The sequence below is a fragment of the Mycobacterium sp. DL genome, assembly GCF_039729195.1.
Lineage (GTDB): Bacteria > Actinomycetota > Actinomycetes > Mycobacteriales > Mycobacteriaceae > Mycobacterium > Mycobacterium hippocampi_A.
Genome location: NZ_CP155796.1, coordinates 3,080,897 through 3,096,210, shown reverse-complemented (window position 1 = coordinate 3,096,210; position 15,314 = coordinate 3,080,897). Strand labels below are relative to the sequence as shown.

General features: G+C 69.3%; 3 protein-coding genes. All 3 read right to left on the bottom strand.

Annotation, left to right across the window (positions count from 1 at the left end; genetic code table 11):
* Positions 1 to 8 precede the first annotated feature (8 nt).
* The 3 genes from ABDC78_RS14700 to ABDC78_RS14690 are packed head-to-tail and all read right to left on the bottom strand — an operon-like array spanning position 9 to position 15,312.
* The gene (locus ABDC78_RS14700; protein WP_178357387.1) at positions 9 to 4,367 is read right to left on the bottom strand and encodes a type I polyketide synthase; all 4,359 of its coding nucleotides are present in this window, start codon (positions 4,365 to 4,367) and stop codon (positions 9 to 11) included.
* Between the two features lie 47 nt (positions 4,368 to 4,414).
* On the bottom strand, positions 4,415 to 9,841 hold the full coding sequence (locus ABDC78_RS14695; protein ID WP_178357296.1) for a type I polyketide synthase: 5,427 nt from the start codon (positions 9,839 to 9,841) through the stop codon (positions 4,415 to 4,417).
* Positions 9,841 to 15,312: a type I polyketide synthase gene (locus ABDC78_RS14690; protein WP_178357297.1), complete on the bottom strand. Its 5,472-nt coding sequence runs from the start codon at positions 15,310 to 15,312 to the stop codon at positions 9,841 to 9,843. The genes ABDC78_RS14695 and ABDC78_RS14690 overlap by 1 nt, the downstream gene beginning before the upstream one ends.
* Positions 15,313 to 15,314 lie beyond the last annotated feature (2 nt).

Genomic DNA, 15,314 nt, shown 5'->3' with positions numbered 1-15,314 from the left:
GGTCTCCGTCATGACAAGTCGACCAGAGCCAGCTCGCCGTCTGCGGAATCGACGTCCTCCTCGGCCAACGCGTCCCTGACGATGTCCAGGAGCGCAGCCGAGTACTGCCGGGCAAAGGATTCCACATCGGTCGGACCCAGTCGGCGACTGTCGTACCACCAATCCAGGTGCAGCACACCTGCAGTCCGGAACACCCGCAGCTCCAGAGCGTGACCGAGGCCGGGCAGGACATCGCGGATCGGCATCGCCGTGTCCGAGTCGAACCGCACCGGCGCCTCAGCGGGCTGATCGACGGGCGCGTCGGGAATGGTCCCGATGTGGGAGAACAGGATGTCGGCGGGACGGGTCGCGCCGAGCACCCTCGCGGTCGGTGCGTACATGTAGCGCAGCAGACCGTAGCCGATCCCGTAGTGCGGCACGGCCTTGAGAGTGTCCCGCACGTCGTCGAGCAACTGCTTGGCGCTGGTCTGGGCAGCCGAGGCGGCGGCCAGCGCGACAGGATGGATCGTGGTGAACCAGCCCGCGGTGCGCTGCAGATCGACCTCCGGCTTGAGCACCGAGCGGCCGCGACCGCCCAGGTCGACAGCCACGGTGCCCTCGCCGACGGCGGCCGCGACGGTGCGTCCCAGCGCGGCCAACAGGATCTCCTCGACCGGCAGGCGCAGCCGCCGGCGTGCGTCGTCGACCTCTCCGGTGTCGGCGGACGACAGCGTGGTGGACAACCGCACCAGGTCGTCGGCCCCCGGCGGTTGCGCCGCCTCCGGTCCCGCCACGCTGAGCGTGGACTTCTTCGCCGTCTCCAACCAGTAGTCACGGCTGTCGAGGACCGCGGGATGGCTGGCCAGACCCGCACAGCGCTGGGACCACTCACGCCAGGACGTGGCGACCGGAGCGAGCACGATGTCCTCGCCCGCCATCCGCTGGTTGAACGCGGTGAAGATGTCGGTGAGCAACACGTCCCTGGACACGTCGTCACCGGCGATCCCGTGCACACCGAGCGCCAGGTAACCGGACCCGCCCCCGGTACCTCGGACGAACGTCGCCGTCAGCGGAGAGCTCAACAGCTGATGTTCACGGATCTGCTCGTCGAGGATCGCCTGGACCGCCTCGCGTTCCTGTGGACTCCCCGGCTCGACACCGTCGGGCACGGCCCGGGTGACCAGTTCGGTGAACTCCCCCGCCTCGGCGATGTGCTGGTCCCAGGTACCGCCGCGTTCTGTGATGTGCACCCGCAACGCGTCGTGGACGCCGGTGACGGCGGTGAGCACCGCCCGCACGTCCTCTTCTGCGACGTCGGATCGCAGGTGCAGGATCACCGGGGTACGCCAGCGACCGACGTCGCGCAGTCCGTGCTCGAGGAAGTACGCCACGTTCGGAGGCAACGGCGGATTGGTGGCATCGTCGAGCGACGGACGGCCCAGTCCGCCCTCGGCGTAGCGGGCGGTCAGCACCTTGGCCAGAGCCGCCACCGTCTGGTTCTCGTAGAGATCCTGCGGGGTCAGGTCGAGTCCTTCGTGGCCCGCGGTCATCGCCACGCTGATCGCGATGAGCGAGTCTCCACCGAGTTCGAAGAAGTTGGCGGTGCGGTCGATGTCGGACAGACCCAGGCACTGTGACCAGATGCGCAGCAGCGCGGTCTCGACCCCCGACTTGCCGCCGGCGGTCGCCGGAGCTGTGGTGGCTCCGGTGCCTGCGACCGGCACCCCGGGAGCGCCCCCGCCGGCCAGCCAGGCGGCGCTGGCGTTGTGCTCTACCCAGTGCCGCTGGCGCTGGAACGGGTAACCGGGCAGCGACACCAACGCCGGGGCTTCGGTCGCACCCTGGTGCCAGTCGACGTCCACACCCGCCGCCCACAGCTGACCGAGTGCGAGCAGGAACGTGTCGTGATCGCTGCGGTTCTGGGCCTGATGGCGCATCAGTCGCACGGCGCGGTGCCGTGGCCCACTCCGTGGGTGACGGCCCGCCGAGGACGTGAGCGTGCCGCCGGGGCCGACCTCCACGAGCACCCGGTCCGGGTGGGCCAGCAGCATGTCGAGTTCGTCGGCGAAGCGGACGGTGGCCCGGATCTGGCGCGCCCAGGTCCCCGGGTTGGTCGCTTCTGCGGCCGACATCGTGGTGCCGGTGATGTTGGACAGCAACGGGATCTGCGGCTCCCGCAACGTCATCCCGGACAGGAACGTCGTGAACTCCGCGACCACCGGATCCATCAGACGCGAGTGGAACGCATGCGACGTCCGGACCCGGCGGGCCACGATGCCCTTCTCGGCGAGACCGGCCTGGAACGCCCGGATGGCCTCTTCGCTGCCCGCCACCACACTGCTGCCCGGGTCGTTGATCGTCGCGAGATCGACGTCAGGGGTGAGGTGTTCGGCGACCGCCTGTGGGCTCAGGGGCACAGCCACCATGACGCCGCGTGGCGCGGCGTGCATCAACCGCGCACGCATCGAGACCACCTTGACGGCGGTGTCGAGGTCGAACACGCCCGCGAGGGTGGCCGCCGGGTACTCACCGATGCTGTGCCCCGCCATGATCGAGGGCTCGACACCGTAGGACTGGATCAGCTTGGCCAGCGCGTACTCGACGGTGAAGAGTGCGGGTTGGGCGCGGTCGGTGTGCTCGAGGTTGCGCCCGACCCCGTCGAAGATCTCGGCACGGAGGTCGTAGCCCATCTCGTCGCTGAACGCGGCCGCGCATTCGTCGAAGTGCCGGGCGAAGACGGGTTCGCTGTCATGCAGCCCACGCGCCATCCCGATGTGCTGGGATCCCTGACCGGGGAACAGGAACGCCACTCGATCGCCGGATGTCTCGGCATCGGAGACGGCTTCAGCGATGAAGACGCTGTCGGTTTCGGCGGCGCCGAGCACCGCCGCCGCGTCCTGTCGATCGTGCACGACGGCGGCGAGGCGGATCGGGTCCTTGCGTCGCCGGGTGAGGGTGTAGGCCGCGTCCGACAGGGTGATGTCGTCGTTGACGGCCAGTTCGTCGGCCAGGGTCTGACGCGACTGGGCCAGCGCCTCTTGGGTTTTCGCCGAGAGCACCAGCACCTGCGGTCCGGTGCCGGCCTGCGCTGCGGAACGCGCGGCCGGTGCCTCCTCGAGGACGATGTGGGCGTTGGTGCCGCCCACGCCGAACGAGCTGACGCCGGCGCGCCGGATGCCGTCAGTCTCCCACGGCCCGTCGGCACTGCGTACCCGGAATGGCCCGCGGTCGATGTGCAGCTCGGGGTTCGGGCTGGTGTAGTGCAGCGTGGCCGGGATCGCCTTGTGCTCGAGACACAGGATGGCCTTGATCAGACCCGCGATGCCCGCGGCGGTCTCCAGATGGCCGATGTTGGACTTGACCGACCCGATGTAGCACGGGTCGCTGCGGGTTTCCTCGGCAAGGTCGAACGCCTGCCGCAGGCCCTCGATCTCGATCGGGTCGCCCAGCGGGGTACCGGTGCCGTGGCTCTCGACGTAGCCGATCGTCGATGCGTCGACCTCGGCCACCGCATGTGCCTCGGCGATGACCTCGGCCTGGCCCATCGCGTTGGGCGCGGCGTACGTCATCTTCGTCGCACCGTCGTTGTTGAGCGCCGACCCGCGGATCACCGCGTGGATGTGGTCGCCGTCGTCGATCGCGTCCTGCAGTGCCTTGAGCACCACGACACCGACGCCGCTTCCGAAGATGGTGCCGTCGGAGCGGACGTCGAAGGGCCTGCAGTGTCCGGTCGGCGAGACCATGGCGCCCTGCTCGTACCAGTACCCGACGTTGTGCGGGACCCGCAGCGACGAGCCTCCGGCCAGGGCGATGTCGCACTCCCCGTTGAGGATCGACTGGCATGCCAGGTGCACGGCGACCAGCGACGACGAGCATGCCGTTGCCACCGACAGGGCGGGGCCGCGGAAGTCGAACTGATGGGCCACCCGGGTGGCCAGATGGTCCTTGTCGTTCTGCAACGACAGGTTCACCATCTCGTAGCTCGCACCCTGGCCGATGACCATCATCGGGTCGTAGTTGGACATCAGGTTGTGCAGCAGATAGCCACTGGCAGAACTGGTTCCGAAGACGCCGACGGTCGCCTCGAGGTCGGCCGGGTCGTAGCCGGCGTCCTCGAGAGCGTGGAACGTGGTCTGCAGGAACAGTCGGTGCTGCGGGTCGAGCATCCGTGCCGCGTACGGCGTGAAACCGAAGAACTCCGCGTCGAACTCCTCGATGCCCGACATCAGCGCCGCGCGCCGCACGTAGGACCGGTTGGCCAGCGCGCGCTCGCTCACTCCGGCGGCGAGCAGATCATCTTCGGAGATGTCGACGATCGACTCCACGCCGCCGCGCAGATTGCGCCAGAAGGCCGACACCGAGTTCGCTCCCGGGAACCGCCCTGCCATGCCGATGACGGCAATCGCGTTGGGCGGGAACGAATCCCCTGTACTCGTCACGATCGTGGTCCCACTTTCCGCCGCGATGCGGCACGTTGACGGGCTGCGGCACGTTGCTGCGCCCGGTCACGCAATGCGTTGGGGCGCTCGGAGGTGTCCTCTTCGGCCAGACCGAGTTGCCGGATGAGATCCAGCGCAAGATCGGCCAGCGAGGCGCCCTGGAGCAGCAGTGCCACCGGCGGCTCGACGCCGAAGTCGCCGCGGATGGTGTTGCGCATCCGCACCGCCATCAACGAATCCAGCCCCAGCTCGGTCAGCGGCTGAGCGGTGTCCACCGCACCGTCGTCGGAGTAGCCCATGATGGCCGAGATCCGACGGCGCAACCGGGCCACGACGACGCGGTTGATCTCTGCGGCGTCCATCTCCTTGAGCGCTTCGGGACCACCCCAGTCCTCGTCGACCTCATCGGTCTCCAACTCCCCCACCAGATCTGTGAAGAAGCCGATCTGATGGATCTCCGGGAACGCCGCGGCAGCGCGGTCCAGGCGCAGCCGGGCGATGCCGACCCGGGAGAAGCCGGCCGCCAGCACACCGCCCAGCGCGTCCACGCCCTCGGCCGGGGTGATCGGGTCCAGCACCGAGAAGCGCAGCGAGCTGGCCAGGCCGACGTCGGCCCACTGCCCCCAGTTGATCGCGATCGCGGGCAGGCCCGCCGCGCGGCGCCAGGCGACCAGTCCGTCCAGCCAGGCGTTGGCGCAGGCATAGGCCGCCTGGCCCGGTGAACCGAGCAGCGACACGATCGAGGAGAAGCCCACCCACCAGTCGAGCTCGAGCCCGGCGGTGACCTCGTGCAGGCGTAACGCACCGGCAGCCTTGGGCGCCCAGATCTTGTCCAGGCTCTCTCGGGTGAGGCCGACGAAGATCTCGTCCTCCAGCACTGCGGCCGAGTGGATCACGCCGCGCACCGGCTTGCCGGTCTCCGCCGCGGCGGAGACGAGCCGCTCGGCGACACCGGGCACCGCGACATCGCCGAGGACGGCGACGATCTCGGCGCGGTCGGACAGTCGGTCCAGCTCCGCCTGCACCTCTTCGGAGGGAGCGCCGCGGCCGTTGACGATCACGCGGCCGGCGCCGTGGTCGACCAGCCAGCGGACCACCGCCATGCCGACCCCGCCGAGTGCGCCCGTGACGACGTAGGAGCCGTCCTTGCGCACCACCAGTTCGCCCTTCGTGGAAGGGAGTTGGGCGCGCGAGAGCCGCTCGACGAACCGGGTGGACCTCCGCCACGCGATGACGTCGTCGTCACCCGCAGCTTCGATCTCGGTCGCCAGGATCGAGGACGACACCCCGGCTTCGTTCCCCGAGCCGACGTCGAGCAGCGTTGTCTTGAGGTCAGGATGTTCGTAGGCCAGCACCCGCGCCAGGCCCTTGAGGCTGTTGGTGCCCGGGTTGCCGGGACCGTCCTGAGCGTCGACGACGAGGCCGCCGTTGCTGACCAGCCAGAGCCGCGGCGCCTTGCCGTGCCAGCTGCCGACGATGGCGCGGACCGTGCCCGCGACACCCCAGATCACGTCGCGTGCGTGCGCCAGCCCGGATGCGGCGTCGGAGCCGTCGAGGACGAGTTGGTCGGGGAAGTCACCGAACACGATCACCCCCGCCGGTGGCAGGTCGGGGTCGGCGGTGGCGGTGGCGAACGCCTCCCGTACCGCGGATTCGTCACCGAGATCGGCGGTGACCACCCGGCGATCGGGTGCACTGAAGCTGTTCGCGAAGTCCTGAGCGCTCGCCAGACCTGCCGCCCCGTCGGCCAGCGCCAGCCAGCTGCCGCGCACCGCGCCGCCCGCGGGAGCCGCAGATTCGACCCACACGGAATCAAAGATTTTCTGTGACAACGGAAGTGGCACAGTGCGACGCTGGATTCGCTTGAGGTGGACGTCATCGACCTGGGCCAGGACCGTTCCGCTGTCGTCGGCGAGAGTGACCCGACCGACCGCGTCACCACTGTCCTCGACGACGCTGACCAACTCGGCGCGGCACCGCGCCCGCCGCCCGATCTCGCCGAACACCCGGATCGACCCGAAACCGACCGGCAGGTAGGTGACATCGGTGGAGTCCGACAGCGTCTCGTCGCTCATCGCGGCCGCCAGACCCTGAAGTGCGGCGTCCAGCATCACCGGGTGCAGCACGATGCCGCGGTGCGGTGTCGCCTCGTCGGGCAGCACGATCTCGGTGTCCGCGGCGCCGTTGCTCCGCACGATGCGTGTCAGCGCGGCGAAGGCGTGGGCGTGATGGGCGCCGGTGCGACGCAGCGCGGTGTAGAAGTCCGACGGTGACACGGGGGTGCCATCAGGGGACGCCGTCAGCCTGCCGGCGGAAGTACCGGTCTCTGCGGCCCGGACCTTGCCCGCGGCGTGGCGGGTCCAGCTGCCCGCATCGGAGCGGGAGTGGATCTCCACCCGGTTCTCGCCGGTGCTCTCGTCGGTGACCAGCTGGGTGGTCAGCATGGTGTGTGGATCGAGCGGCAGCATCTGCTCGACCTCGACCTCGACCTCCACACCCGTCGCGGGCAGGCCCAGGGCCTCACATCCCGCCGCGAGCGCGATCTCGGCGAAACCGGCACCCGGCATGACCGGCAGACCGTGCACGATGTGATCGGCGAGCCACGGGTGAGCCTCCAGGCCCACATCGGACTGCCAGACGTGGCCGGTGCCGGACGGCAGCTCGACGTGCAGGCCGAGCAGCGGGTGCGCACCGGAGAACTTCTGTCCGGAGGAGCGGTCGGACTGCCAGAACGGCACATGCTGCCAGGACGTCGGCGGCACATCCACGACACGCGCCGTGTCGCCGTCAGGTGCCGTGACCGCGGGTGGCCGGACAGCCGCCAGCTGCGCGTGGAAGGCCAACGATTCGGGATGGTCCCGGTTGATGGTCGCGCCCACGTGATACTTGCGGCTGGTTCCCTGCGCGTCAACGGTGTCCGAGATCGCGTGCGCCAGCAGCGGATGCGGGCTGATCTCGATGAAGTTCCCGTTGTCCGCGCTGGCTTCGTGAACCGCCTGGCTGAACCGCACCGGGTTACGCAGGTTGGCGGCCCAGTAGTCCGCCGAGTACATCGGCGAGGACCCGCTGTAGGCGACGGTCGAGACCAGGGGGATCTTCGGCGCGGCAGGCGTCAGGTACGCCAACGCCTCCCGCAGTTCGGAGAGCACCGGGTCGATCGTGGGATGGTGCGACGCCACGTCCACCTCGATGCGGCGGGCCAGTCTGCCCTGCCCGTCCACGAGTGCGACGACATCGTCGACCTGGTCGGGCGGGCCCGCGATGACCGACTGCTTCGGCGAGGCGTACACCGCGATCGTCAGGTCGGGACGGTCGGCGATCAGCTTCTCGGTGGCCTGCGCGTCGAGCTCCAGCAGCGCCATGGCGCCCTGGCCGGACAACCGTTTCATCAGCCGGGTCCTGGTGGCGATGATGTCGAATCCCTCGGCGGGGGTGAGCACTCCGGCGACCACCGCGGCCGTGGCCTCGCCCATCGAATGGCCGATCACCGCATCGGGTTCGACACCGTAGGAGCGCCAGAGCGCGGTCAGAGCCAGCTGCATACCGACGAGCACCGGCTGGATCCGGTCGATGCCGACGATCGGCTCACCGGCCTCCAGGGCCTGACGCAGCGAGAAACCGACCTTGTCGACGAAAGCGGGTTCCAGTTCGTCGATCGCGGCTGCGAATGCAGGCTCCTCGACGAGCAGGGCCCTACCCATGCCCGCCCACTGGGCACCCTGACCTGAGTACAGGAACACCGTGCCGTTTCCCGCGCCCGTGCCGTTCCTCGCATCGTGTGCCGGCACCACGCCGGGCGCCAGTTGACCGGCCGCGAGAGCGCGCAGCCCGGTGATCGCTTCGGCGTGGTCGCGGGCACACACCGTGGCGATGGTGCTGTAGCGGCTGCGGTGGTGGTTGACGGTGTGCGCGACGTCGGCCAGCGACACCGCGGCGCCGTCGCCCTCGAGCCAGTCGGCCAGCGACTTCGCCGACGCCGCCAGTCGTGGGGCGGTCTTGCCCGACACCACGAGCGTGACCACCGACGGGGTCGGGCCGGCTGCGGCCGCGGGCTCCGGGCCCTGCTCGAGCACGATGTGGGCGTTGGTGCCGCTGAAGCCGAACGACGAGACGCCTGCGCGGCGCGGATGTTCGCTCTCGGGCCACGCCCCGGCTTCCGTCGGCACGAAGAGCCGCGTCGGCTTCGGATCGATCTGCGGGTTCCACTTCTCGAAGTTCAGGTTCGGCGCGATGGTGCCGTGCTGCAGCGTGAGCACGGTCTTGATGAAGCCCGCGATGCCTGCGGCGGCCTCGAGGTGGCCCATGTTGGTCTTGACCGTGCCCAGTGCGCAGGGCACCTCGCCCTTGCCGTACACGGCGGCCAGCGCATCGAATTCGATCGGATCACCCAGACCTGTTCCGGTGCCGTGGGTCTCGATGTAGTGCACGGTTCCCGCGGCGACGTCGGCCGAGCGCAGCGCCCGGGTGAGGACGTCGCGCTGCGACGGTGCGTTCGGAGCCGTCAGGCCGTTGGAGCGGCCGTCCTGGTTCACGGCCGAACCGCGTACCACGCCGAGCACCCGGTCGCCGTCGCGCACCGCGTCGGTGAGGCGTTTGAGAACCACGACGCCGGCGCCTTCGCCACGGACGAACCCGTCGGCGCGCGAGTCGAATGCGTGGCACTTGCCGTGCGGAGAGAGCATGCCCCATTTCGCAAGGGCCAGTTGAGTTTCCGGGCGCAGATTCAGGCTGACGCCGCCGGCGAGCGCAAGATCGCTCTCGCGCATGCGCAGGCTGTGACAGGCCAGATGGATGGACACCAGCGACGACGAGCAGGCGGTGTCGACCGCGACCGCGGGGCCCTTGAGGCCGAGCAGGTAGGAGATCCGGCCGACGGTGACGCTGTGCGCGTTGCCGGTCGCGGAGTACGCATCGATGGAGTCCGCGTTGTCGGCCGAGGCGTTCTGGTACTCCGAGTAGTAGACACCCAGCATCACGGCGGTGCGGGATTCGCCGAGTTGATCGGGGGCGTAGCCGGCGTTCTCCAGCGCCTCCCACGCGACCTCGAGGGCCACCCGCTGCTGCGGATCCATCGAGGTCGCTTCGCGCGGGCTGATGCCGAAGAAGTCCGCGTCGAAACCGGAGACGTCGTCGAGATAGGCGCCCCACTTGGTGGGCATCCGGCCCGGAGCCGTCAGGTCGGGGTCGTAGAACGCCTCGGCGTCCCAGCGGTCGGCGGGCACCTCGGTGACCGCGTCGGTGCCGCTCTCCAGAAGTTTCCAGAAGCTGTCGGGGCCGGTCACGCCACCGGGGAACCGGCAGCCGATGCCGACGACGGCGATCGGCTCGGCGCCGGCCACCCGGGATGCCTTCTCGAACTGCTCGGCGAGCTTGTCGCGCTGCTCGGCGGACATGCCCGAGATCCTGTCGAAGGTCGTCTTCATCAGTGTGAGCCCTCACTACCGGCCGTGGCCGTATCGACTTCGGATTCAATACTGTCGAACAACTCGTCGAGCACGCTGAACGAGTCGGAGTTGTCCTCGGGTTCGGTCTCTTCGGGTTCCTGCGCGTTCTGTGTCGGCGCCAACAGGTCGGCCACGAACTCCGACATCTGGGAGATCGACGGGTGGTTCCACAACATCGTCGCGGACAACTCGACGCGGACCAGCGCCTTGGCGTCGCGCAGCAGATTCATCGCCATCATCGAGTCGAGACCCAACTCGGGGAACGGCATGTCGAAATCGACTGCGCCCTCGGGCATGCCCAGCTCGCGGGCCAGGATGGCGCGCAGGCGTACCCGAAGTTCGTCGATGGTCTCCCGGGAGGTCATCGACGACCAGTCGATGAACTCCGCTGTGCTCGAGGCCTTTTCGTCGGACGTCGCCACGGGGGCGGATTCGACCGGGGTGTAGGCGAGGCCGCGGATGTCCACGTAGGTGGTGCCGTCAGGACCCTTGACCAGAACATCGACGACGAGTCCGTCGGCGATTCCGTCACGCATGTAGACCTCGACGACGCCGTGGGTGGCACCCGATTCGACCGCCACGCCGATGCTCTCGACCCCCGCCGGGAGCAGCATCTGCTCATTGGCGGCGTCGGCGAGGCGGGCGACGTAGACCGCGGCGTCGACCAGTGCCGCCGAGGGCGACTCCGCCCCCTGCGGCAGTTCCACCGCGGCGCGTACACCCGCGGGGGTCGCGGCGCAGTCGGCGACCGTCCACGCGAAGGGCTGACCCTCCACTCCCCATGCCTGCTGCAGCGCAGCGATCGTCGCACCGTCGAACTTCTCGGCGCCGGCGCTCTGATCACCCTGCGGGCTGTCGACCGGCGCCTCGGCCAGTTGTGCGCTCGCATGCCTGGTCCAGCGCTGCTCCGGAGTGTCGGGTCCCGAACTCGACCACACCGTCAGCGCGCCGCCGTCGGCCGTCACATGGATGGCCTTGGGCTGATCGGCGACGATCGGATACTCGAAGCGGACGGCGCCGACCGTGGCGCCGTCGGTCTCAGCCGCCGCGGTCGAAAGAGTCTGCAGCAGCACCGAAACCGGTACCACCTCGACACCTCGGACCCGGTGTGCCACGGGATAGGGCCGAGCCTCGGGATGGAGGCGGGCCCGCCACAGCCGGTCGTGCGAGGTCCCGGTGACGGGATCTCCGAGCACCGTGCCCCAGGCGGGAGCGGACAGCGAAGCCAGGTCGCCTGCGTCGGCTGTGTCGTCACCGGGGCCTGCCACCAGGCGGTCGAGAACCTTGACGGGCGCGCGCATCCGGTAGGCGTCGGCCAGCCGTGGCCAATCGGCGCCCGCCACCACGGTCTGGACCCCGGCGTCGGGACTGAGCACCGCGGGCAGCATCTTGATCGCGACGTCGTTGGGCATCGGATCGAGCCCCGCCGCCTTCATCTGCGGCTGCGCATCCGCCCAGGACTTCCACAGACCCCAGTCGACGACCGTCGCCGGCAGTCCGAGCGCGCGCCGTGCGTAGGCGAACGCATCGGCGAACGCGTTGGCCGCGGTGTAGTGCGCGACCGCCCGCGAACCGAGCAGTCCGGTGATCGAGGAGAACAGCACGAACCGCCGAACCGGTGTCCGCAGGGACAGCTTGTGCAGCACCGTCGCGACATCGACCTTCGAGCGGAACATCGGGTTCAGGTCGTCGTCGGTCATGTCGGTGAGCAGTGCTTCACCGCCGGCCAGGGACGCGAGATACACGCCGTCCAACGGCGGCAGGTCGGCGCCGAACCGGTCGAAGACCGCCGCCATGGCGGCCTCGTCGGCGGCATCGGCGGCAACCTCGACCAGAGTGGTCCCGCTCCCGGTGAGCTCGGCGGCGAGGTCGGCCAGCCCGGTGCCGCGCCGGGAGACCGCCACGATCGTCGAGGCCCCCATGTCGGCGAGTTGGCGGATCAGGGAGGGGCCGACGTTGCCCGTGGCGCCGATGACCAGATGGCTGGTGCCGCTCTCGAGACGGGTCAGTGGTACCGCGGGCAGTGGCTGCGGCTCCAGTCGCGGCACCCTGCGCAGGCCGCTGCGGTAGACGACCTGATCGTCGCGGTCGGTGCCCGTGCCCGTGGCCGCCTCGGTCTGCAGGTACCGGGTGAGCAGTTCGGCCGGAACCGTCTCGTCGACGTCGATGAGGCCGCCCCAGAATTCAGCGTGCTCCAGTGCCAGCGTGCGTCCCTGGCCCCACAGCACGGCGTGCGCCGGGTTCGCCCGATCGCCTTCGGCGACGGGCTGGGCGTTGCGGGTGACGATGAACAGCCGCGGTGCGGATTCGACAGCGGCGAGCGCGACGACCAGTCGCCGCAGCTCACCGAACACGCGGTAGGCCGCGGCGGCGTCGAGGCGTCCCGACGGCGCGCCGGGTGCGTACACCACATGCTCGACGCTGCCCAGAGCGTCGTGCAGCGGGCCGTCGTCGGCCAGAGCGGACAGCGGCAGCGCCTGTGACGTCGATCCGAGCAACTGCGCGAGGTCGGCTCCGTCGTCATCGGTGAGCACCAACCAGGAGGCGTCGGACTCGGCCTGCCCCAGCTCGCGCACCGGCCAGCTCAGCCGGTGGAACCATTCGTGGTGACCACCGTCAGGCTGGGTCGAGGAGACCGCAATTCCGTTGTGCTGCAGATCATTCGACCTCTTTGCGGTCTGGATCCAGTGGTGGGTGTGCTGCCACGGTGTTGCCGGGATCTGCACCCGCGGGCCGGCGCGGTGGGGCAGCTTCGGTGGGCGCACCGTGTGGGTGGCGTTCAGGCTGGTGCGGAACGTCAGCGTGTCGTTGGCGTCACGCTGCAGGGTGCCGAGGCTGAGGTGGCGCGTCTCCGCCAGGGTGTCCTTGATCGCGTAGCCGAGCAGCGGGTGCGGGCTCACCTCGACGAACACCGCGTTGTCGACCGCCGCGGCAGCCACCGCCCTGGCGAAACGCACCGGATTGCGCAGGTTGGCCACCCAGTGGTCGGCATCGAACACGTTGCTGCCGTCGGTGGGCCGCAGGTCGGTGGTGACGATTATCGGTGTCGTCGGCTGCTGGGGTTGGAGATCCGCGAGTTCGGTGCTTAGCTCGTCGAGGATCGGATCGACGATCGGGTGGTGGGACGCGACATCGACGTCGACCCGGCGGGCCAGCCGATCTCGGGCATCCACCACGGCGATCGCGGCGTCCACCTGCTCCGGGGGCCCGGCGATCACCGTCTGGTGGGCTGAGGCGTACACCGCGACCGTCAGGCCGTCATAGCCCGAGATCAGTTCCTCGGCGGCGGCGGCGTCCAGTTCGAGCAGTGCCATCGCGCCCTGACCGGAGAGCCGTTTCATCAGCCGGGACCGGGTCGCGATGACCTTGAGCCCGTCGGCCGGGCTGAGCGCCCCGGACACCACCGCGGCGGCGACCTCACCCATCGAGTGGCCGATCACGGCGTCCGGCTTCACCCCATAGGAACGCCACAGCACGGTCAGCGCAAGCTGCACACCGACAAGAACCGGCTGGATCCTGTCGATTCCGACGACGGTCTCGCCGGAGGTCAGCACCTCGCGCAGCGAGAACCCGACCTGTGCAACGAAGTCCGGTTCCAGCTCGTCGACGGCCGCGGCGAATGCGGGTTCGTCGGCCAGCAGTCGCCGGCCCATTCCGGCCCACTGCGAGCCCTGCCCGGAGTAGAGGAACACGGTGCCCGAGCAGGCGCCGTCGTTCGCGGCGACCACGCCCGGTGCCGGGTATCCCCCGGCCAGTGCGCGTAGGCCGGCCACCGCCTGCGCCCGGTCACCCGCGGCGACGGTGGCGAACTTGGTGTGCTGGGCGCGGCGGTGGTTGAGCGTCTCCGCAAGATCGGCCAGGCGCACCTCCTGGCCGGCGGGCGTCTCCAGCCAGTCGGCGAGGCTGCCCGCCTGCGCCGCGATCCGGGCCGGCGTCTTGCCAGTGACGATCAACGTGCTGACCGGTGGATCAGGTTGGGTGGCAACAACTTCGACTTCCGGTGCCTGCTCGATGACGATGTGGGCGTTGGTGCCGCTGACACCGAACGACGACACCGCCGCCCGGCGCGGACGGCTGACCGTGCCAGATTCGCGGCTCGCCGCGGTGTCTGATTCGCGGCTCGCCGCGGAAGGCCAGTTCATCGGCTCCGAGGCGATCTTGAAGCGCGACGCCCCCTCACCGGCCTGCGGCGTCAGCTTGGTGAAGTGCAGCTGTTTGGGGATGAAGCCGTTGTGAACGCACAGCACGGTCTTGATGAATCCGGTCACGCCGGCCGCGGACTCCAGGTGGCCGAGGTTGGTCTTCACCGAACCCAGCACAAGCGGCGCCGAGTCCTGGCGGTCGCCGTAGACGGCACTCAGTGCATCCAGTTCGATCGGGTCTCCCAGGGCGGTGCCCGTGCCGTGAGCCTCGACGTAGTCGACGTCCGAAGGCGCTAGCCGCGACGTCTCCAGAGCCTTGCGCATCAGCTCCTGCTGCGCGGGCCCGTTGGGCACGGTCTGGCCGCTGCTCGCGCCATCCTGGTTGACCGCAGAACCCCGCACCACCGCCAACACGCGGTCCCCGTCGCGCAGCGCATCGGTCAGGCGCTTGAGGACGACGACACCGCAACCCTCGCTGCGGACGTAGCCGTTGGCGCTGGCGTCGAACGTTTTGCACAGGCCGTCCGGTGCCAGCATTCCCCATCGCGAACAGGCGATGTTGTTCTCCGGCGCCAAGATAAGGTTGACGCCGGCGGCTAGCGCATGGTCGCTCTCCCCGCGTCGCAGGCTCTGGCAGGCCAGGTGGATGGACACTAGTGACGACGAACACGCGGTGTCGCTGACGACCGCGGGTCCGCGGATGCCCAAAAAGTATGACAGCCGGCCTGCCGCGAAATTGGGTGCGTTGCCGAACGGGATGTAGGGGTCTATGTCCTCGGGCCGCAGCGCTCCGCCCACCACCGAGTGGTAATAGTCATTGGCTGTCATTCCGACGAACACGCCAGTGGCCGACCCTCGCAAGGTCCGAGGGTTTATGCCTGCGTTCTCAAGGGCCTCCCAAGCAACCTCGAGAAGTAACCGTTGCTGGGGGTCCATGGCCGCGGCCTCGCGAGGCGCTATCGAGAAGAACTCCGCGTCGAACTCGTCGGGCTGCCAGGAGGTGAGGAAACCGCCTTCGCGGTTGCATATGGTTCCCGGCACGGTGTGGTCGGGCGAGTAGAACTCGTCGGGGTCCCACCGGTCGGACGGCACCCGGATGACTCCGCTCTTACCGTCCTGCAACAACTTCCAGAACTCGTCGGCGTTGTCGACTCCGCCGGGCAGCCGGCACCCGATGCCGACCACGGCGATCGGTTCGGTTTCGGCCTTCTCGGCGGTCTCCAGGCGCGCGGTCAGATCATCGATCTTGCGCAATGCCTCGGTGATGATCGCCCGGCGATCCGGTGATGCTGGCGTTGTCTGGGTCATCT

Coding starts and splice junctions, on each gene's coding strand:
- ABDC78_RS14695 (WP_178357296.1), bottom strand. CDS start 9,841: ATGAAGACGACCTTCGACAGGATCTCGGGCATGTCCGCCGAGCAGCGC.
- ABDC78_RS14700 (WP_178357387.1), bottom strand. CDS start 4,367: ATGGCAGGGCGGTTCCCGGGAGCGAACTCGGTGTCGGCCTTCTGGCGC.
- ABDC78_RS14690 (WP_178357297.1), bottom strand. CDS start 15,312: ATGACCCAGACAACGCCAGCATCACCGGATCGCCGGGCGATCATCACC.